Here is an 18,978-nt window from a genome sequence, read left to right on the forward strand (position 1 = left end):
TCGAAGGATGCAGGGTGATGCAATGCCAGGCGCGAATGGCGCGGCATGCACGGGGAGGCCCGGTCAGGGGCGGCAGGGATGAAGCAGGCAGCGGCGCGCTGACGCGACCGCGCAGGCGGTCACGCGGGGCCGTGAATCAGGCGAGCGGCGGCGCCTGGCCGCGTTGCTGGCGGCGCCCGGGCGCGTCGGCCCAGGGCGTGTCCGGAGCGGCCAGCGGCCAGTCCGGGCGCACACCGGGCATGGCCGGCGTGGCGGGTACGAGTTCACGTTCGGTACGCAGCCACTGGCTGGCCAGCAGCAGCGGCGGGGGAGCCTTCTCGGCTGATTTCACCGGAGCTGCAGCACAGCGACGCAGCTTGGCCGGGGCCTCTTCCTGCAGGGGCGCTTCGCCACCGCGTTCTTCCAGCGGCATCTGCACGGCCATTCCGGCTTGCCCGTGTGGCAGCAGTGGCAGAGTACCCAGCAGCAAGGCCAGCATCGCCACCCACGCCAGCAGGCTGGCCAGCGCAGGACGCTGGCCACGCATGGCGGTGCCCATCTTGCGATGAATGAGTGGGCGAGGGCGAAGCGGGCGCAGCAAGCAGGGGTCCCCAGGGGTCTGCCGGCAGCGGCCGGCATCAACGGGGCGTGATTGTAATGAGAGCCGTTAGCTGTTGCAAATGAGAATGATTGCCAAAATGTCGCAGGCTGGCCAGATGGGGCTCAGACTTCGCTCCAGCGCCGCAGCAGGTTGTGGTACACGCCGGTCAGCTGCAGTACCGCTTCGGCGTCGCCGCCGGTCTGCCGCAGGCGCTCGATCGAGCCGTCCATTTCCCACAGCAGGCGGCGCTGCACATCATCGCGGATCATGCTCTGCACCCAGAAGAACGAGGCCACGCGCGCACCTCGGGTCACCGGCCGCACTTGGTGCAGGCTGCTGGACGGATACACGATCAGGTCGCCCGCCGGCAGCTTCACTTCATGCTCGCCGTAAGTGTCGCTGATGATCAGTTCGCCGCCCTCGTACTCGTCCGGCGCCGACAGGAACAGGGTGCAGGAGATGTCCGAACGCAGCTGTTCGCCGTTGGCCAGGTTCATCACCGCGCCGTCGACGTGGAAACCATAGGTGCCGCCACCGCTGTAGCGGTTGAAGCGTGGCGGCAGGTATTTCAGCGGCAGCGCGGCGCTGAAGAACAGCGGGTGCCGGGCCAATGCGACGAGGACGATCTCGCCCAGTTCGCGGCGCAGCGGTGAGGCCTCGGGCAGCTGCTGGTTGTGCTTGGCCTGTGCGCCCAGATGGCCGACCGTCTCGCGGCCATCGGTCCAGTCGGCGGCATCCAGCCGGCGGCGGAAGTCGGCCACCTGGTCGGCGCTGAGAATGTCGGGGATGTGCAGCAGCATGCGGGACTCCTCAGAGGGACGGCGGTGCGACCAGGGCGCGCACCTGTGGATGCGGCGATGCGGCCAGTTCCGGGACGATGTGCGCCATGAACGCCGGGCTGCCGTGTGCCAGTGCAAGCCGCAGCCAGTGCACGGCCTGCTCGATCTGGCCGGCCTGCAGCAGGATCGAGGCGTAGTTGGCCTGGCCGCGGAAATCGCCGGTCTCGGCCGCGCGCCGGTACCAGCCCAGGGCGGCCTGCGGATCGCGCTCGATCTCCAGGCCATCTTCGAGGTGGCGGGCCAGCAGGTTCATCGATTTGGCATGGCCCAGGTGTGCGGCACGGGTATACAGGGCCAGTGCCTGCGCGCGGTCCTGGGTCACGCCGCGGCCGGTGGCCAGCAGGTTGGCCAGGTTGTACAGGCCCCAGTCCAGCCCGCTATCGGCGGCGCGGCGGTACCACACCGCAGCCAGCGCCGGGTCGGGCGCGGTGCCCTGGCCCAGTTCGTGGCAGCGGCCAAGCATGTTCATCGCCATCGGCGCGCCGTTGTTGGCGGCGGTTTCGTACCAGAGCAGTGCCGCCGAGGCGTCCTGCGCGGTGCCTTTGCCTTCCATGTGCATCTGCGCGAGCAGCAGTTGTGCCTCGACCTGCCCGGCCTGCGCAGCGTCGCGCACGCGCGCGAAGGCAGCCTGCGGATCGTGCTGCAGCAGCTCGGCCAGGGCGTCGCTGTCGATGGGGGTAAGGGTCGCCATGGGGTGAGTATCGCCGGAAACAAAAACGGCGGCAGGAGAGCCTGCCGCCGTGGTGGAGCGGAGTTACATCAGAACTTCACGTTCAGTGCCAGGGTGGCCGAGCGACCCGGGGCGATGCTCGCGTAGTGCGAGGCATAGGCTTTGGTGAAGTAGGTCTTGTCGGTCAGGTTCTGCACGTTGAGCTGCAGGCTGATGTTGTCCTGGATCGCGTAGCTGGCCATCGCGTCGAAGCGGGTGTAGCTGGCAATCCACTTGATGTTGGCAACGTCACCGTACTGCTTGTCCGAGTAGAACGCACCAGCGCCGATGGTCAGGCCGATCGGGAAGCGGTAGGTGGTCCACAGGTTGGCGCTGTGCTTGGCGGTGTTCGGGAACACGTTGCCGTTGTTCGGCGACGGCACGTAAATACCGCTCGGGCAGGTGCGGCCGGAAACGGCGCAGACAAAGCCGTTGTCCTTCAGTTCCGAATCCAGGTAGGTGTAGCCGCCGTACAGGCTCCAGGCGTCGGTCAGCTGGCCGTTGAAGCCCAGCTCGAAGCCGTTGATCTCCTTCTTGCCGGCGTTCTGGCTGGTGCCGTTGTCGACGGTCACGCGTGCGTTGTTCATCACGGTGTGGAAGATCGCGGCGGTCAGGTTCAGGCGGTTGTCGAGCAGGTCCCACTTGGTGCCGAGTTCGAGGTTCCTGGTGTCCTGCGGCTTGAGGTCGGCCACCAGCCCGGTCAGGCCGTCGGAGCCATCGCCACCGTCCATGCCCGGCGGGGTCGAGGAGGTGCCCCAGGACAGGTAGATGCTGCCGTTGGCCACCGGCTTGAACACTACGCCGGCCTGGTAGTTCACGAAGTCGTTGTCGTTGCGCAGGCGGGGAGTGGTGCTGCCCGGAGTGAGCAGGGTGGTGGAGTAGTCGTCATAACGCAGGCCGACGTTGAAGCTCCACTGTGCATTGAGCTCGATGGTGTCGAACAGGTAGGCGGACTTGGTCTTGGTGCGCTGTTCAACGTCCAGCGCCTTGTTGCTGCGGTAGACAGTCTGACCGGCCGCCCACGGATCGTTCGGGTTCGGATTGTTGAAGTCGGTGCAGTTGTAACCGGTAGCGGCACCGGACACCGTGCATCGCGAACTGTTGGCAGCGAGGGGTTCCAGCGGGTTGGCGGTGCCCGGCGTCATCTGGTAGCTGCCACGGGTCATCTTCTCGTCGCTGTATTCCACACCGGCGCTGTAGCTGTGCTTGAGCGCGCCGGTCTGGAAGGCGCCGGTCAGGCCCAGCTGGTCCGCGAAGCTCTTGACGTCGACGGCGCGGCTGTTGGTGCGGCGCCACAGGGTGCCGTAGTTGTTCGGGTTGCCCTTGCTGTCGTCCGGCTGGGTCCACAGGTAGTCGTTGCTGGTGTTGCCCAGGCGCGCGATGTTGCGCAGCTTGTGGCCACCGAAATCGTAGCTGGCGTCCAGGGTGCTGATATCGGCGCGGGTACGCTGGAAATCACGGTCGACCAGGCCGTAGTAGTTGTTGCGGTCCGGCACCATCGGGCGGCCGTCGCCGTTCTTGGCCACGTTCGGGCCGTTGGTGAACGGGTTGTTGTACGGGAAACCACCCGCATCGGGCAGGTCATCACTCTGCATGTGGTAGTGGCTCGCGATCAGCTGCGCCGGGCCGTTCAGGCCGAACGCGATCGACGGCGCGATGCCCCAACGGCTGACATTGGCCGCATCACGACCGGCGATGTCCGACGCGTGCTTCATCAGGTTCAGGCGGGCGGCGATGCCATCGCCCAGCACGTAGTTGGCGTCCACGGTGCCGCGCGCGTAGCTGTCGGTGCCGATGCCCATGCTGGCGCTGGTCTCGTTCTTCAGCTTCGGCGTCTTGCTCACCAGGTTCAGGCTGCCACCACCGGAGTCACGGCCGCCGTAGGCCGAGCTCGGGCCCTTGACCACTTCCACCTGCTCCAGGTCGAAGATCTCGCGGGTCTGCGAGCCGACGTCGCGCAGGCCGTCGACGAAGACGTTGCTCTGCGAATCGAAGCCACGGATGAACGGGCGGTCACCGGTCGGGTTGCCGCCTTCGCCGGCACCGAAGGTGATACCCGGGACCATGCGCAGCGCATCCTGTAGGTTGGTCGCACCGGTTTCGGCGATCAGCTTCTCCGACACGATCGACACCGACTTCGGGGTGTCCAGCAGCTCGGCGGTGAACTTCGGCGAGGACGGATTGAACCAGCTGCCGCGCACCTGCACCTTGTCCAGGTCGGTGGCGTTGCGGGAGCTGGCATCGGCGCTGTCGGCGGCCTGTGCGGCCAGCGGTGCGAAGCCGGCGGCCAGGGTGGCGGTAGCGAGCAGGGAAACGCGCGGGGCGTGCTTGCGAGACGTGATGTGGGTCATGGTCTGGGTGGCGGTGGCTTGGATCAGAAAAGGGCGCGGGCCGAAGCGCAGGCAGCGCGACGGCATGTAGAAGGCGGTATCTGTAGAGCCGAGCCGACGCTCGGCTGGCAGGAAACGTAAACAGGCGCACGGCAAAAGCCGCAGGGCGCCTCAGCTGGCGTGCGGTGCGGGCGGTGCGTGGCCGGGGTTCAACCGCAGTGCGGGATCGTGCAGCTGCCAGCGCAGGGCGTTGGAGCGCCATAGCGGAACATGCGCGACCAGGACGGCGCGCGGGGGAGCCAGTCCGGTACAGGGCGTGGTGCCCTCGCCATCCAGCGGCGGCTCCGGTGCTGGCGCGGCAGGGTGCGGGCACTCGTCCGCCGGCGGGGCCGGCATCGGCATGACCTGCTGCAGATCATCAGCGTGTGCCTGCCAGCCGTGGGCAGCCGGGTTGTTGCCGCGCCCTTCGTGCAATGCCGACCAGCCCAGCAGCAGCGTCAGCAGCACGACCACAAGCAGCGGCCACCCTTGACGGGCAAGCTGGCACAGCGTGGCGGTGGGCGCGGGCGAAGCCATGGCGCGGGGGCCGAGTCGTTACGAAGATGTTACGTAGAATAACATCAACGATAATGATTCGCATGTACGGGACGTGGCGCCCCCCCGAGGCGACCCCGGGGCGCCCTGGGAGGGTCCTCATGGCCTTCCGGTAGATCCACCCCATGGGTGGATGCTCTCTGGCGGGGCGCCCTGTGAATGATCTCTCCGGGCGGGGCGCCGCCTCAATCCCGGTCGTCGCGGGTCCAGACGGCGTCGTGTTCGCGCTTCACCGGGAACTTGGGCACAGGGCTGTAGGCGGGCGCACACAGGGCGCGGCCGTCACGCACGTCGAAGCGCGCGCCGTGCAGTACGCACTCCACACTGCCTTCGGTGGTGTTGAATTCGCCCGAGGACAGCTCGAACTCTTCATGCGTGCACTGGTCTTCCAGGGCGTACAGCTCGCCGTCGAGGTTGAACACCACGATCGGCGTGCCGGTCACCTCGTCGAACACGCTCTTCATTTCACCCGGCAGCAGCTCGTTGCCGGCACAGACAAAGGTCCAGGCCTCGCTCACGCGGCGGCTCCGGCCAGCGGCTTTTCCAGGATCTCGAAGCGCAGGTCGTCGCGCTTGGGAATGCCAAAACGCTCGTCGCCATACGGGAACGGCTTCTTGATGCCGGTGCGGCTGTAGCCGCGACGCTCGTAGAAGGCGATCAGCTCGTCGCGCACGTCGATCACCGTCATCTGCATCACCGGCACGTTCCATTCGCGTGCGGCGTGCGCTTCGGCAGCGTCCATCAGCTGCTTGCCGACGCCGCCACCCTGCTGGGCCGGGTCGACCGAGAACATGCCGAAGTAGCCCTTGCCGTCGACATCGGCGACGTGGGCGCAGGCCACCAGCTGGTCCCCGCGCTCGGCCAGCAGGATGGTGGAGCGCGGGCGGTCCAGGTCGGCCTGGATGCCCTCGGCGTCGATGCGGGCACCGTCCAGCAGGTCGGCTTCGGTGGTCCAGCCGACGCGGCTGGCGTCACCCCGGTAGGCCGAGGTGACGAGGGCAATGAGGGCGGGGATGTCGGCCGACGTGGCGGCGCGGAAGGTCAGGGTGCTCATGGGGACATTCTATGTGGGGCGGGGAAGGGCGCGGGAGGCTGCTGGTTGACGTGACTTTGCCGAGTTTGGCCAATGCGTGGACTTGACGCCATATTCATTATTCGTTCATATCTGTGACCAGCACCCGCCCACCGTGAAGCAACGCGTGGCTGTCTGCCGGCGTGGGTGCCGCCTGGTCGAAGGCCAACTGCCGTTCGGCGCAGGTGGGGCACACAGGGACGTCGATCCAGGGAGGATCTGCATGCAGTCTGGCCTCATTTCTCATCCGCGCGCCGCAATGGCTGCCAAGGGTCTGCTTCTCGGTGTCGTTGCCCTGTGCGTGCTGGCACCGGTCGGCGTTTCCGCCCAGATCGTTCCCACCTGGCGGCAGGAGTACGACAAGCGACTGAAGTACGGGGACCTTGTCGAGCCGCTGAAGGGCGAGATCTTCGGCGAGCAGGTCAACCTCTATGACGGTTCGATCAGCTTCAAGGCCACGGATGTTTCGATTCCGGGCAATGGCAGCCTGGCGATGACCTTGGGCCGCAGCTACCGCGATGGCGATGGCAGTAGTGAGAGCCCATTCTCGGATTGGGATCTGGATATTCCGTCCATGTCCGGCGTCTATGGTGATCTGCCGGAGACCGCTGCTGTCGGCTACTGGGCGCCTGCTGCGCGCTGCAGTACGGTGGCGGCGCCCCCAGCGCTGGAGGTCTGGAACCGTCGCCAAACCCAGACCGTCAATTTCAGTCCCACTACATTCTGGGATGGCGTGCGCCTTTCCCTGCCAGGCGGTGGTGGTGAGCCGGTCCTGGGAGGCAGCGGTGATGCGCGCCAGCCGCAGCCACAGTTTGGCGAACCGGCGCCTTGGAATACCAAGGGCGGCTGGACGTTCAGTTGCCTGACCGCCCTGAAGAGCGGACAGCCGGGACAAGGCTTCCTTGGTCATGCGCCCGACGGTACCAAGTACTACTTCGACTGGATGGTCGCCAAGCCCCACAACGGTGCAACGCTGCAACCCTACGGGCCAGAAAGCAATGCACTGCTGAATCGAAAGCGTGTGTTCCTGTACCCATCGCAGGTTGTGGATCGCTTCGGCAACTGGGTGCGCTACGAGTGGAGTGGCGACCGGCTGTTGCGCATGGTTGCCAACGATGGCCGCGAGATCAGCCTGGGCTACAACGCGAAAGGACTGATCGCGTCCGCAACCGCTGCAGGGCGCACCTGGACTTACGGGTACACGGAGGCCGATATCCTGCGGACAGTGACGCTGCCGGACGGAACCCAATGGGTCTACAACCTGCCGCCGCTGTCAGTCACCCACAAGTATGCCGACTACATCGGGCAGAGCATCTGGGAGTACATGGACTACCCGGCCACATGCTCGCGCGTCAACAAGATCGTGCCCAGCGAGATCACCCTGAGCATCCAGCATCCGTCGGGTGCGCTGGGAACGTTCCTGTTCCGCCCGTTCCGCCACGGGCGCAAGAATGTAAAGCTGGATTGCCAGACCTCTGGCGACAATCACCTGTTTGCCGACGGCTGGAACTACACGCCGGTCTACCGTGACGCAATGTCGCTGGTGACCAAGACCATCAGCGGTCCGGGCATGCCCACTGCACAGTGGACTTATCAATACACCAATCTCAACGGTGCTTTCGCCCAGGACCTGGGCGGTCCAGTAATCCCGGTGGGCCAGGCAGAGCCGAAGATCACCACCGAAACGCTGCCCGATGGTGTCGTTCGCGTCTATGAGTTCGGCAAGGAAGTTGCCTACAACGATGGCCTGTTGTTGTCCACGACAACGCGATCGGGCGGCGCGGTCGTGCGCATTGACCGCAACAACTACTATCCGGATGCCCAGCTGGATGCGGCGCCCTTCCCGAAGGAGGCCGGCAAGGACTTCAAGTACGGTGCCAACGATCTCAAGGCCCATTACAACCGCCCCGTCCAATCCACCGTTGTGGAACAGGATGGCGTGCAGTTCACCCGCACCGTGCAGGCCTTTGATGCATTTGCGCGCGAAGTCACCGTTGTCGAAGCGAATTCCGCCGGCCAGAGTCGCACCAGCAGCACCAGCTACTACGACAATCCCGCGCTGTGGGTGAACGGCCAGGCGGCGCGCAGTGTGCTCAATGGCATCGAGCAGTCGCGCACCGAATTCGATACGGCCAAAGCACTGCCGTTACGCGTCTATGCATTCGGCCGCCTGGCGCAGCAGGTGACCTACGCAGCCGACGGCACGGTTGCCTCGGTGGCCGATGGCCGCGGCAATACCAGCCATCTGTCGGGATGGAAGCGTGGCGTTCCGCAGCAGCTGCGCATGCCGGCCACGCCCGAAGCGCCCAATGGCGCGGTGCGCACGGTTGCCGTCGACGACAACGGTTGGATCACCTCGCTGACCGACGAAACCGGCGCAACCACCAGCTTCAGCTACGACAGCATGGGCAGGCTGCGCAGCCAGCAGTTCCCTGGCGGCGACAGCGTGAACTGGAATGGCGTAACCATGGACCTGCAGCGGCTGGGTGGCGCGCAGCTGGGGGTGCCCGCCGGTGCGTGGAAGCACTCCCGCACGCAGGGCGGGCGGCGCACGGATACCTACCTGGATGCGATGTTCCGCCCGGTGCTGGTGACCGAAAACGCCAACAACGTGCTGGACAGCGCCGTGGTGACCCGCTACGACACCAGCGGCAAGACTGTGTTTGCCTCGTATCCCACGCGGCAGTTCTCCGATATCAATGCCACCCTGACCGGCACCACGACGCAGTACGACGCGTTGGGCCGCCCCACCGTGGTCAGTCAATCGTCCGAGCTGGGGGCACTGGTTACCCGCACGGAGTACGTGGGCAATCTGTCGGTGAAGGTGACCAATCCACGCGGCCAGGCCACGACGACCCGTCATCTTGCCTACGACCAGCCCAGCTATGAGATGCCGCTGACGCTGCAGCATCCGGAAGGCGTGGTGACCGAGATCCAGCGAGACACGTTGGGCAAGCCGCTGGCGATCACCCGCCGCAGTGCAGACGGCAGCCAGTCGCTGACCCGCCGCTACGTCTATGACGGCTACCAGCAGCTATGCAAGACCATCGAACCGGAAACCGGCGCGACCGTGCAGGACTACGACGCGGCAGGCAACGTGCTGTGGTCGGCGGCTGGCACGGGTTTGACCAGCACCACCGACTGCAACCGCAGTGAAGCGCTGGCCAGTGGACGTGCGGTGAAGCGCAGTTACGATGCTGCCAACCGCTTGTCGACCCTGATCTTCCCGGATGGGCGCGGAAATCAGAACTGGTCCTACGCGCCTGATGGTCTGCCTGCCGAGATCAGTACGCAGAACGACCCGGCCCGGCCGATGGTCGTCAACCGCTACCAGTACAACCGCCGCCGCCTGCTCAGCGGCGAAACCCTGCAGCATCCGGATCTGGGAAGCCTGAGCCTGGCCTATGGCTACGATGCCAACGGCACACTGGCGAGCAATACCTATCCGGGGGGGCGTGTCGTCAGCTATGCGCCGGATGCACTGGGTCGGGCGACGACGGTCGGCGGCTATGCAAAGGAGGCCAGTTACTTTGCCAATGGCGCGTTGGCCCGCTTTGTCTATGGCAACGGGATCGTGCACACGTTGACCCAGAATGCCCGCGGACTGCCTGACCGCAGCCGCGATGCCACTGCAGCGGCCGCAGTGCTGGATGACAGCTACGACTACGATGCCGGCGGCAATGTGATGGCCATTTCCGATGGCCTGCCCGGGGCGCCCGGTAACCGGGACATGACCTATGACGGCCTGGACCGGTTGCGGACGGTCACTGCACCGGGCTTCGGCAACGCCTTGTATGAGTATGACGCGCTGGACAACCTGCGCCGTGCGAAGGTCGGCAGCCGCGATCGTACGCACTATTTCGATCCGACGAATCGGTTGGTCAACGTGATCGAAACCGGAACCGGGGCAACCGTGACCGGTCTTGGCTATGACGTGCAGGGCAATCTTTCGGTGCGCAATGGCCAGGCTTTCGCGTTTGACTACGGCAACCGGCTGCGTGCGGCGGGTACAGCAGAGAGCTACGAGTATGACGCCCACGGGCGCCGGGTGAAGGCCAGCGCCAGTGGCAAGGGGGCAATCTACTCGTTCTACGACAACGGCGGTGTGCTGCGATTCCAGCGCAACGAACGTACCGGCAAACAGACCGACTATCTCTACCTGTCAGGCAGCCTGGTGTCCCAGGTGCATGGCGAAGCCGCACCCAGCGTTCCCGCGCTGAGTGCGCCGGGCTACATCACCCAGGGCAGCGTGAACCTGACCTGGAGCCCGGCCGGTGGTGCCAACCGCTATGAGCTGCAGCGTGCCCTTGCGGGCACCTGGAGCACGGTCTTTGATGGCGCGGCGCAATCGTTCACCAGCACCGGCCTGGTCACGGGAACCTATCAGTTCCGCGTGCGCGGCTGCCGGGCGGTGTGCGGCGGATGGAGCAATGTCGCATCAGTGGCCGTGGCATTGGCGCCATCCACTGTGCCGACCTTGAACCTGCCTGCCACGGCCTTCAACGGCAGCTACAACGTGGCTTGGTCTGCGGCTTCCGGTGCCGAGCGCTATGAGCTGGAGGAAAGCGCCAATGGTGGCGCATGGGCCCAGGTGCACAACGCCATCAGTCAGTCCAAGGCCTTCAGTGGCAAGGCAGCGGGAAGCTACAACTACCGGGTTCGCGCATGTAACCCGGTGGGATGCACGGGATACAGCGCCACGGCCGCAGTGACGGTGGTGTATCCGCCTGCCACTGCGCCAGGTCTCTCTGCGCCGGCACGCGCTGCGCCGGGCAGTATCGGCATTGGCTGGAACGGGGTGGCTGGTGCCACGCGCTACACCCTGCAGGAAAGCAGCAATGGTGGCGGATGGGTCACGCTGTTCGACGGCAACGCGGGTTCCTATGCCACCGCTGCGCGCGGGGTCGGCAGCTATGGCTATCGGGTTGCCGCCTGCAATGGCGCAGGCTGCGGACCGTGGTCGGCCACGTCGACGGTAGCGGTGATCGGACCGCCGACGATCGAGCCGGTGATCAGCGCGCCGGGCCTGGTGAACGTGCCGCAGTACAGCCTGAGCTGGTCGGTGCCGGCCAACAGCGAGAGCTTCGTGCTGGAGGAGAGTGCCAACGGTGGTGGCTGGACGGTGGTGCATAACGGCGGCGGGAACAGCTTTGGTGCCAGCCGTGGCAATGGCAGCTACGCCTATCGCGTGAGGGCATGCAATTTCGCGGGGTGCAGTCCCTACTCGGGCATCGCCAATGTCTCCGTGGTGCTTCCTCCCGCGGCCACTCAGATCTACGTGGCCGAGTGGCTCAGCACGCGCAAGGCGCCTTATCAGGTGCAATGCAGCGTCGGCTGGCGCGCGGTTCCGGGGGCAACGGAGTATCAGCTTGAGCCTTCCGGAGCTGGACGGCGCCTGTACACCGGCCCCAATACCTACGTGCAGTCGAGCGGCGGGACCTACTGCGCCAGTCTCTACATTGTCAGGGCCTGCAACGCCGGTGGCTGTTCGGCATGGTCCGCAGACTTCCCCGTCACCCGCGGCGTATTGAATTGGGACTAAGCCATGAATGGACTCTGTTCGCTGTTGATTCGGGCGGTGCTCACGCTGGTGGTGCTGGCGGCCTGTGTGGCTCCGGCGGTCGCACAGGAAGTCGTCGAGTACATCCACACTGATGCACTGGGTTCACCGGTGGCGATCACCGATGCCAGCGGAAACGTCATCGAGCGTACGGTGTATGAGCCGTATGGGACGGTGGTCAACCGGCCGTTGAAGGATGGACCGGGATATACGGGGCATGTGACGGACTCGGGGACCGGGCTGAGCTATATGCAGCAGCGGTATTACGACTCGGGGCTGGGTGTGTTTCTTAGTGTGGACCCAATTTCTGCATCGAGCTCAATGTTTGGACGCTACTTCTACGGTAACAATAGCCCCTACAGATTTGTGGACCCGGACGGGCGTGCGTCTGAAGAGAAAAGCCAGAGGAGATCCGCAGTGGTGGGAAGCAAAATAAAGAATGGGATGGTCGCTCCAGGTAGCCGTATGGGAACTCTGGGAGCTGCGAATGCTGCATCAGGTTCGAATGGAAGCTATGGGCGAGAGCCGCGGGCATCCGATCCTGAATGGACCCGAGATCCTAAAGTAAAGGGGCAGATGGAGAGCGCTTGGAATGATTCGAACCCGTTCGCCCCGGCCGTTCGCAGAGGGGAGTCTGGGTCTCTGAAGCGAGAGAACGGCGGATGGATCGTCCAGTTTGTGGGAGAGGAAGGCCATGAGTTGGTAAGGTCGCCCGCGGGAACCAGGGACAGAATGTCAATGGAATCCACTGGAAAGCCTTCTGAATTCGAATGCGGATGTATAGTAAAGGGATATTTTCATACGCATCCAAATACAAGGGCAGAGGGTTATTTCCCTGGTACAAACGGGTATGACTACGACTATCAATTACAGCAGGGAGTCCCCGGTATGATTCGGGGGCATGAGGGTTATGAGTTCATCCCCATTCCGGGAGGTCGCTAATGATAATTTATAGGCTGACGCTTGGTTCAATGCTGTGCCTTGTCGCAACTGCGGGTTGTTCGGCACGAGAGGTAAAGGAGGGCGGGCATGTTGATGCATGTATGTCGGTAATAGCTGACTACGTGAAGGCCTCGCGGGGGTGGGGCAGAGATCTCTACGACATTGTTCCCGAGGGTAAGGAGGGGCCGCTTCGGGGATATGCAGTAATGCATCGTGACGACAAGGGCAGGTTGCCCTCAGAAGAGCTTAAATCATTTCACGTTGATTTGGATTCGAGCTGCAAGGCTGTCGTCGCTGAACTGGGTTATCAGTGATCAAGGGTGTTCTCGCGAGAGTTGTTCGTGTCCGTCGGTATGGACTGGTAATTAAGGTTGAATGAGGCTCGCATTTTTCTTCCGGTAGGGGCTAAGTGACAGTCATTATTGAGAGCTATCCTGTCTGCTCTACCTTCATTCTAGGCGCTATGTGGGTAAACGCATTTGCGGCTCACAGGATGTTGCTGAAAATCGAGCGTGAACGGCCGGAAGTACTCGCTGCAGTCGGAATCATCAAGGTTGATTGGTGGCTTAGGTGCTTGCGCGGTATTGCAGTGCTTGCCCTTACTTCCAAAGGGAAGACGCTCCATCAGGGGGGACGGTGGGTGTTGAGGGGCGTCGTGATGATGTACGTCTTCTTGATTGCCTTCGGGGTATCCATGCTTGTTGGCATGTAGAAGACGGTGCCTCAAGGCCGTTGATGGTGGATGGATCGGCATTACGGTGAGATTGCCCGTTCCTGGCATCACTCAGCGTTTCCCGGTTACACATCTGCTTGCTTGCGTCCAGCGCGCAATAAAAAACGCCGCAGTTTCCTGCGGCGTTTTCATACTTCCCAGGTTCTGGCGAATCTTCAGCCCAGCAGCTTGCGCACCTTCGCCAACGCCGTCATGAACCGCTCGATCTCGGCATGCGTGTTGTAGAACGCCAACGAGGCGCGGCAGGTAGCCGCGACGCCGAAGTACTGCAGCAGCGGGTGTGCGCAGTGCTGGCCCGAGCGCACGGCCACGCCTTCCAGGTCGAGTAGGGTCGCCAAATCATGGGCATGCGCACCGTCGATCAGGAACGAGACCACCGCAGCCTTCTCCGGCGCTTCGCCGATGATGCGCAGGCCATCGACCCGGCGCAGCTCTTCGGTGAAGTGCGCCAGCAGCTCGGCTTCGCGCGCTTCCACGTGGTCCAAGCCGACGTTCTGCAGATAGTCCGCCGCCACGCCCAGGCCAATGAAACCGGCGATGTTCGGGGTGCCTGCCTCGAACTTGTGCGGGGCATCGTTGAACACGGTGCCGTCGAAGCTGACTTCCTTGATCATCTCGCCGCCACCGAGGAACGGCGGCATCGCATCCAGATGCTCGCGGCGCGCCCACAAGGCGCCGGTGCCGGTCGGGCCGCACATCTTGTGGCCGGTGATCGCGTAGAAGTCGCAGCCGATCGCGGCGACGTCGACCTTGCGGTGCGGCACCGCCTGCGAGCCATCGACCACGGTGATGATGCCGCGCTTGCGCGCTTCGCGGCAGATCTCGCGCACCGGGTTGACCGTGCCCAGAACGTTGGAGACGTGGGTGACGGCCAGCAGCTTGACCTCCGGGGTCATCGCCGCGCGCAGCGCATCCAGATCGAGTGCGCCGTCAGGCGTGATCTCGGCTACGCGGATGGTGGCGCCGGTACGCTGCGCGACCAGCTGCCACGGCACGATGTTGGCGTGGTGCTCCATGCGCGTGATCAGGATCACGTCGCCGGCCTTCAGTCGAGGCAGCGCCCACGAGTAGGCCACCAGGTTGATGGCGAAGGTGGTGCCGCTGCACAGCACCAGGTCGCTGGGGCGCACGTTGAGGAAGCGCGCCAGCGTGTTGCGTGCGCCTTCGTAGGCGTCGGTGGCTTCGCTGCCCAGTGCATGCACCGCGCGGCTGACGTTGGCGTTGTAGCGGCGGTAGAACTCGTCCACCGCGCCGATCACCTGCACCGGCTTCTGGCCGGTGTTGGCATTGTCGAAATAGACCAGCGGCTTGCCATGCACTTCACGCATCAGCAGCGGGAAGTCGAGGCGGACGCGATCCCAGTCGGGGGCACCGCTGGGGCTTTCGATCGGGCGCGGCGTAGACAGGTTCATGCCACACCTGCCTCGGCCAACGCCTTGTCCAGACGGCGTGCCAGCTGCGCACGCAGTGCGTCCGGCAGGATCTTCAGCGGTTCGTGGCAGAACGCGGCACTGAGCAGTGCCTGCGCCTGTGCCTGCGGCAGGCCGCGCGAACGCAGGTAGAACAGCGCATTGGCGTCGAGCTGGCCGACGGTCGCGCCGTGCGCGGCCTTCACTTCATCGGCGTCGATCACCAGCGTCGGCTGGGTGTCGATCTCGGCATCGGCCGACAGCAGCAGGTTCTTGTTGGACAGGTTCGCGTCGGTGCCATCGGCGCCTTCGCGGATCTGGATGCCACCATGGAACACCACGCGGCTGCGGTTGGCGGCGACGCCGCGCCACAGCAGTTCGCAGGCGGTATCGCGTGCGATGTGGTCGATGCCCAGGCGGGTTTCGACGTGGCGGCGGCCATTGCCAAGCAGCACGCCGTTGGCGGTCAGCTGGGCGTTGTCGCCTTCCAGGCGTACGTTCAGTTCGTGGCGGCTGAGCGCGGCGCCCAGTTCCAGGTCGACGCGGTGGTACTGCGCATCGCGGGCCAGCACGGCGTCGGTGCGCAGGAAGCTGGTCTGGCGCGCGCTGCCGGCCTGCACGCGGGCGTGCTTGAGCACGGCATCACGGGCGACATGGGCATGCAGCACGGTGTTGTCCAGGTGGGCGGAGTCGCCCACGCTGAAGCGGTGCTCGACTACGCCCAGGCTGGCGCCGGCACGCAGTTCGATCAGGTGGCGATGATGCCAGGCCAGGTCGGTGTCGCCGGCGACGCTGGCGAACACCAGCTGCAGCGGTGCCTCGACCTGCACGCCTTCATCCACGCGCAGCACTACGCCTTCATCGGCCAGGGCGGCATTGAGGCGGGCGAAGATCTCTTCGCTGCGCTCGTAGCGGCGGCCGAGGAAACGCACGGCGTCTTCGCCAGCGGCCAGTGCGGCCGACAGCGGCTGCAGCTGCACGCCGGCCGGCAGGGCCTGCACGTCGCTCAGCGCGGCGTCCAGGCGGCCGTTGACGAACACCAGGCGCGGTGCCGGGATGTCCTCCAGCAGCGCGGCATCCAGCGCCGGGCCCTGCAGCGGTGCCGCAGCGAACGCACGGCGTTCCAGCTGGCGCAGCGAGGTGTACTTCCAGGCTTCGTTGCGGGCGGCCGGCAGGCCGTCGCGCAGGGCCGCATCCAGCACTTCGCGGCGCGCATCGCTGCCGCAGAAGGCCTGGGCCATCGAATCAAGCAGGGCGCTCATCAGACCGCCGCCTCGGGCACGACCCGGTCCTTCAGGAAATCATAGCCGTGCGCTTCCAGTTCCAGTGCCAGCTCCGGGCCGCCACTTTTGACGATGCGGCCATCGGCCAGCACGTGCACCACGTCCGGCTTGATGTAGTCCAGCAGGCGCTGGTAGTGGGTGATGACCAGGAACGAGCGATCAGCAGCGCGCAGTGCGTTGACACCATCGGCCACGCTCTTCAGTGCATCGATGTCCAGGCCCGAGTCGGTTTCGTCCAGGATCGCCAGCTTCGGTTCCAGCACGGCCAGCTGGAAGATCTCGTTGCGCTTCTTCTCGCCACCGGAGAAGCCTTCGTTGACGCCACGGTGCAGCAGTTCGTCCTTCAGGTGCAGCACGGCCAGCTTCTGGCGCACCAGCTTGAGGAACTGCATGGAATCGAGTTCCTCCTCACCGCGTGCCTTGCGCTGGGCGTTCAGTGCCGCGCGCAGGAAGTAGGTGTTGTTCACGCCCGGGATCTCCACCGGGTACTGGAACGCCAGGAACAGGCCGGCAGCGGCGCGCGCTTCCGGGTCCTGCTCCAGCAGGTCGACGCCGTCGAACTGCACGCTGCCTTCGGTCACTTCGTAGCCGTCGCGGCCGGCCAGGACATTGCCCAGGGTGGACTTGCCGGCGCCGTTCGGGCCCATGATGGCGTGCACCTGGCCCGGCTGGACGTCCAGCGACAGGCCCTTGAGGATTTCCTTGTCGCCGATGCGGGCGTGGAGGTTTTCGATCTTCAGCATGGTGGGGATTTCCGTGGGGCGGGCCGCGGCCCGCCGGTAAAGAGAATGCGTTTGCGAGGGGCAGGGGCGGGCGGTCAGCCCACCGAACCTTCCAGCGAGACTTCCAGCAGCTTCTTGGCTTCCACCGCGAACTCCATCGGCAGTTCGCGGAACACCTGCTTGCAGAAGCCGTCGACGATCATCGACACCGCGTCTTCCTGGCTGATGCCACGGGCGCGGCAATAGAACAGCTGGTCGTCGGAGATCTTGGAGGTGGTGGCCTCGTGCTCGACGGTGGCGCCCGGGTTCTTCACCTCGATGTAGGGGAAGGTGTGGGCGCCGCACTGCTTGCCGATCAGCAGCGAATCGCACTGGGTGTAGTTGCGCGCGCCATCGGCGTTGCGGTCCACCCGCACCAGGCCGCGGTAGGTGTTCTGGCCGCGGCCGGCGCTGATGCCCTTGCTGACGATCTTGCTCTTGGTGCGCTTGCCGATGTGGATCATCTTGGTGCCGGTGTCGGCCTGCTGGCGGTGGTGTGTGAGCGCCACCGAGTGGAACTCGCCCACCGAATCGTCGCCCAGCAGCACGCAGGACGGGTACTTCCAGGTGATCGCCGAACCGGTCTCGACCTGGGTCCAGGTGACCTTGCTGCGCGCGCCACGGCATTCGGCACGCTTGGTGACGAAGTTGTAGATGCCGCCGACGCCGTTCTCGTCGCCCGGGTACCAGTTCTGCACGGTGGAGTACTTGATCTCCGCGTCTTCCAGCGCGACCAGCTCGACCACTGCGGCGTGCAGCTGGTTCTCGTCGCGCATCGGCGCGGTGCAGCCTTCCAGGTAGGACACGTAGGCCTTGTCCTCGCACACGATCAGGGTACGCTCGAACTGGCCGGTGTGGCCGGCGTTGATGCGGAAGTAGGTGCTCAGCTCCATCGGGCAGCGCACGCCCTTGGGAATGAACACGAAGCTGCCATCGGAGAACACCGCCGAGTTGAGCGCGGCGAAGTAGTTGTCACCCACCGGCACCACGGTGCCCAGGTACTGGCGCACCAGCTCCGGGTGTTCCTTGATGGCCTCGGACATCGAGCAGAAGATGATGCCCTTCTCGGCCAGTTCCTTGCGGAAGGTGGTACCGACCGACACCGAGTCGAACACCGCATCCACCGCCACGCCGGCCAGCTTGGCGCGCTCGTGCAGCGGCACGCCCAGCTTGTCGTAGGTGTCCAGCAGCTCCTTGGGCACGTCATCCAGCGAGGCGTACTTCGGGCCCTTCGGCGCGGAGTAGTAGCTGAGCGCCTGCAGGTCGATCGGCGCGATCTCCAGCTTGGCCCAGTCCGGCATCGGCATGGTCAGGAAGTGGCGGTAGGCGTCCAGGCGCCACTGCGTCATCCACTCCGGCTCATCCTTCTTGGCCGACAGGGCACGGATGGTGTCCTCGTCCAGGCCCGGCGGCAGGGAGTCCGATTCGATCTCGGTGATGAAGCCGGCCGAATACTTGCGGCCGAGCTGCTCGTGGATCTCGCGGTTGGGGGTGTCGTCGTGGGCGACGTTTTCGATGGTTTCGGTGGCCATGGGGGGCTGCCTACGGATCAGGAGACGACGTCGACAGCGATGGTGCGGCGCTGTTCGTCATCGGCAAGGGGGAGAGGGGGCAGGATCTGGGCGAGGGTGACATCGCGCAGGGCCTCGGAAACCACGTCGTTGATCAGCCGCCAGCTGCTGCGCGCGCCGCACTTGGGCGCCATGCCACACTGGTGGTGGTCGTGGCTGCATTCGGTCAGGGCCAGCGGCCCTTCCATCGCTTCGACCACTTCGAACAGCGAGATCTCGATGGCCGGGCGGGTCAGGCGGTAGCCGCCACGCACGCCGCGCAGGCCTTCCACCAGGCCGGCCTGGGCCAGCGGCTTGAGTACCTTGCTGACGGTGGGCGGCTCCAGACCGGTGAATTCGGCCAGCTCGGTGGCACTGAGCACCTCGCCCGGACGGGCGGCGAGCACGGTCAGTACGACGGTGGCGTAATCGGTGAGTTTGGTGACGCGCAACATGGGGATGCGAGTGGTTCTTAAAGCGGACTGAAATTGTACGCTTTTCTTCGTCGCCATCCAACCCGGGCATTCAGCCGGCGCTGGGGCCGGGCCGGGAGGACACACCGGGGCCGTTGCCAGGGCGCAATGCTGCGCCAACGGGGTGATTTTCGCAATCACCC

At 65.0% G+C, this 18,978-nt stretch carries 14 protein-coding genes; 2 read left to right on the top strand and 12 right to left on the bottom strand.

Annotation, left to right across the window (positions count from 1 at the left end):
• Positions 1-136: 136 nt before the first annotated feature.
• The 7 genes from ACW5IY_RS05315 to ACW5IY_RS05345 all read right to left on the bottom strand — a co-directional run bounded on the left by ACW5IY_RS05315 (position 137) and on the right by ACW5IY_RS05345 (position 6,106).
• Positions 137-538 carry a hypothetical protein gene (locus ACW5IY_RS05315; RefSeq protein WP_049434487.1) on the bottom strand — a complete coding sequence of 134 codons (402 nt, stop codon included), beginning with the start codon at positions 536-538 and terminating at the stop codon, positions 137-139.
• A gap of 164 nt (positions 539-702) precedes the next feature.
• On the bottom strand, positions 703-1,380 hold the full coding sequence (locus ACW5IY_RS05320; protein WP_049434489.1) for a Fe2+-dependent dioxygenase: 678 nt from the start codon (positions 1,378-1,380) through the stop codon (positions 703-705).
• Positions 1,381-1,390: 10 nt separating this feature from the next.
• Positions 1,391-2,110 carry a tetratricopeptide repeat protein gene (locus ACW5IY_RS05325; RefSeq protein ID WP_049434491.1) on the bottom strand — a complete coding sequence of 240 codons (720 nt, stop codon included), beginning with the start codon at positions 2,108-2,110 and terminating at the stop codon, positions 1,391-1,393.
• Positions 2,111-2,178: 68 nt separating this feature from the next.
• Entirely contained in the window at positions 2,179-4,479 is a 2,301-nt protein-coding gene (locus tag ACW5IY_RS05330) for a TonB-dependent receptor (protein WP_049434671.1), read from the bottom strand.
• 150 nt (positions 4,480-4,629) lie between these two features.
• A complete protein-coding gene (locus ACW5IY_RS05335) occupies positions 4,630-5,034 on the bottom strand; it encodes a hypothetical protein (RefSeq protein ID WP_049413398.1) in 405 nt (134 codons plus the stop codon).
• A 203-nt stretch (positions 5,035-5,237) separates the two neighbouring features.
• Positions 5,238-5,570 (bottom strand): non-heme iron oxygenase ferredoxin subunit, encoded by a 333-nt coding sequence (locus tag ACW5IY_RS05340; RefSeq protein ID WP_005412525.1) that lies wholly within the window; start codon positions 5,568-5,570, stop codon positions 5,238-5,240.
• Complete coding sequence (locus ACW5IY_RS05345; protein WP_049434494.1) at positions 5,567-6,106, bottom strand: GNAT family N-acetyltransferase; 540 nt, start codon at positions 6,104-6,106, stop codon at positions 5,567-5,569. The genes ACW5IY_RS05340 and ACW5IY_RS05345 overlap by 4 nt, the downstream gene beginning before the upstream one ends.
• 241 nt (positions 6,107-6,347) lie before the next feature.
• Here ACW5IY_RS05345 and ACW5IY_RS05350 point away from each other — a divergent pair, with 241 nt between their 5' ends.
• Positions 6,348-11,666: an RHS repeat domain-containing protein gene (locus ACW5IY_RS05350; RefSeq protein WP_049434496.1), complete on the top strand. Its 5,319-nt coding sequence runs from the start codon at positions 6,348-6,350 to the stop codon at positions 11,664-11,666.
• A 3-nt stretch (positions 11,667-11,669) separates the two neighbouring features.
• On the top strand, positions 11,670-12,626 hold the full coding sequence (locus ACW5IY_RS05355) for an RHS repeat domain-containing protein (RefSeq protein WP_100049970.1): 957 nt from the start codon (positions 11,670-11,672) through the stop codon (positions 12,624-12,626).
• A gap of 888 nt (positions 12,627-13,514) precedes the next feature.
• On the opposite strand, the gene ACW5IY_RS05360 is transcribed toward ACW5IY_RS05355, so the two are convergent.
• The 5 genes from ACW5IY_RS05360 to ACW5IY_RS05380 all read right to left on the bottom strand — a co-directional run bounded on the left by ACW5IY_RS05360 (position 13,515) and on the right by ACW5IY_RS05380 (position 18,817).
• Positions 13,515-14,771, bottom strand: a complete 1,257-nt coding sequence (locus ACW5IY_RS05360) for a cysteine desulfurase (RefSeq protein WP_049434497.1) — start codon at positions 14,769-14,771, stop codon at positions 13,515-13,517.
• Entirely contained in the window at positions 14,768-16,030 is a 1,263-nt protein-coding gene (sufD, locus tag ACW5IY_RS05365) for a Fe-S cluster assembly protein SufD (RefSeq protein WP_049486716.1), read from the bottom strand. Before sufD ends, ACW5IY_RS05360 begins: the two co-directional genes overlap by 4 nt.
• Positions 16,030-16,794, bottom strand: coding sequence for a Fe-S cluster assembly ATPase SufC (sufC, locus tag ACW5IY_RS05370; protein ID WP_019337095.1), 765 nt, complete (start codon positions 16,792-16,794; stop codon positions 16,030-16,032). The genes sufD and sufC overlap by 1 nt, the downstream gene beginning before the upstream one ends.
• A 74-nt stretch (positions 16,795-16,868) precedes the next feature.
• Positions 16,869-18,344 carry a Fe-S cluster assembly protein SufB gene (gene sufB / locus ACW5IY_RS05375; protein ID WP_049434499.1) on the bottom strand — a complete coding sequence of 492 codons (1,476 nt, stop codon included), beginning with the start codon at positions 18,342-18,344 and terminating at the stop codon, positions 16,869-16,871.
• 17 nt (positions 18,345-18,361) lie between these two features.
• A complete protein-coding gene (locus tag ACW5IY_RS05380) occupies positions 18,362-18,817 on the bottom strand; it encodes an SUF system Fe-S cluster assembly regulator (RefSeq protein WP_005408436.1) in 456 nt (151 codons plus the stop codon).
• Between the last annotated feature and the right edge of the window lie 161 nt (positions 18,818-18,978).

This window comes from Stenotrophomonas sp. C-A (genome assembly GCF_054030835.1).

Excerpts from the sequence above, each read along its gene's own strand:
- ACW5IY_RS05360 (WP_049434497.1), bottom strand. The coding sequence starts at position 14,771 with ATGAACCTGTCTACGCCGCGCCCGATCGAAAGCCCCAGCGGTGCCCCC.
- ACW5IY_RS05320 (WP_049434489.1), bottom strand. The coding sequence starts at position 1,380 with ATGCTGCTGCACATCCCCGACATTCTCAGCGCCGACCAGGTGGCCGAC.
- ACW5IY_RS05315 (WP_049434487.1), bottom strand. The coding sequence starts at position 538 with ATGGGCACCGCCATGCGTGGCCAGCGTCCTGCGCTGGCCAGCCTGCTG.
- ACW5IY_RS05330 (WP_049434671.1), bottom strand. The coding sequence starts at position 4,479 with ATGACCCACATCACGTCTCGCAAGCACGCCCCGCGCGTTTCCCTGCTC.
- sufC (WP_019337095.1), bottom strand. The coding sequence starts at position 16,794 with ATGCTGAAGATCGAAAACCTCCACGCCCGCATCGGCGACAAGGAAATC.
- ACW5IY_RS05345 (WP_049434494.1), bottom strand. The coding sequence starts at position 6,106 with ATGAGCACCCTGACCTTCCGCGCCGCCACGTCGGCCGACATCCCCGCC.
- ACW5IY_RS05355 (WP_100049970.1), top strand. The coding sequence starts at position 11,670 with ATGAATGGACTCTGTTCGCTGTTGATTCGGGCGGTGCTCACGCTGGTG.
- ACW5IY_RS05335 (WP_049413398.1), bottom strand. The coding sequence starts at position 5,034 with ATGGCTTCGCCCGCGCCCACCGCCACGCTGTGCCAGCTTGCCCGTCAA.
- ACW5IY_RS05325 (WP_049434491.1), bottom strand. The coding sequence starts at position 2,110 with ATGGCGACCCTTACCCCCATCGACAGCGACGCCCTGGCCGAGCTGCTG.
- sufD (WP_049486716.1), bottom strand. The coding sequence starts at position 16,030 with ATGAGCGCCCTGCTTGATTCGATGGCCCAGGCCTTCTGCGGCAGCGAT.
- sufB (WP_049434499.1), bottom strand. The coding sequence starts at position 18,344 with ATGGCCACCGAAACCATCGAAAACGTCGCCCACGACGACACCCCCAAC.
- ACW5IY_RS05350 (WP_049434496.1), top strand. The coding sequence starts at position 6,348 with ATGCAGTCTGGCCTCATTTCTCATCCGCGCGCCGCAATGGCTGCCAAG.
- ACW5IY_RS05380 (WP_005408436.1), bottom strand. The coding sequence starts at position 18,817 with ATGTTGCGCGTCACCAAACTCACCGATTACGCCACCGTCGTACTGACC.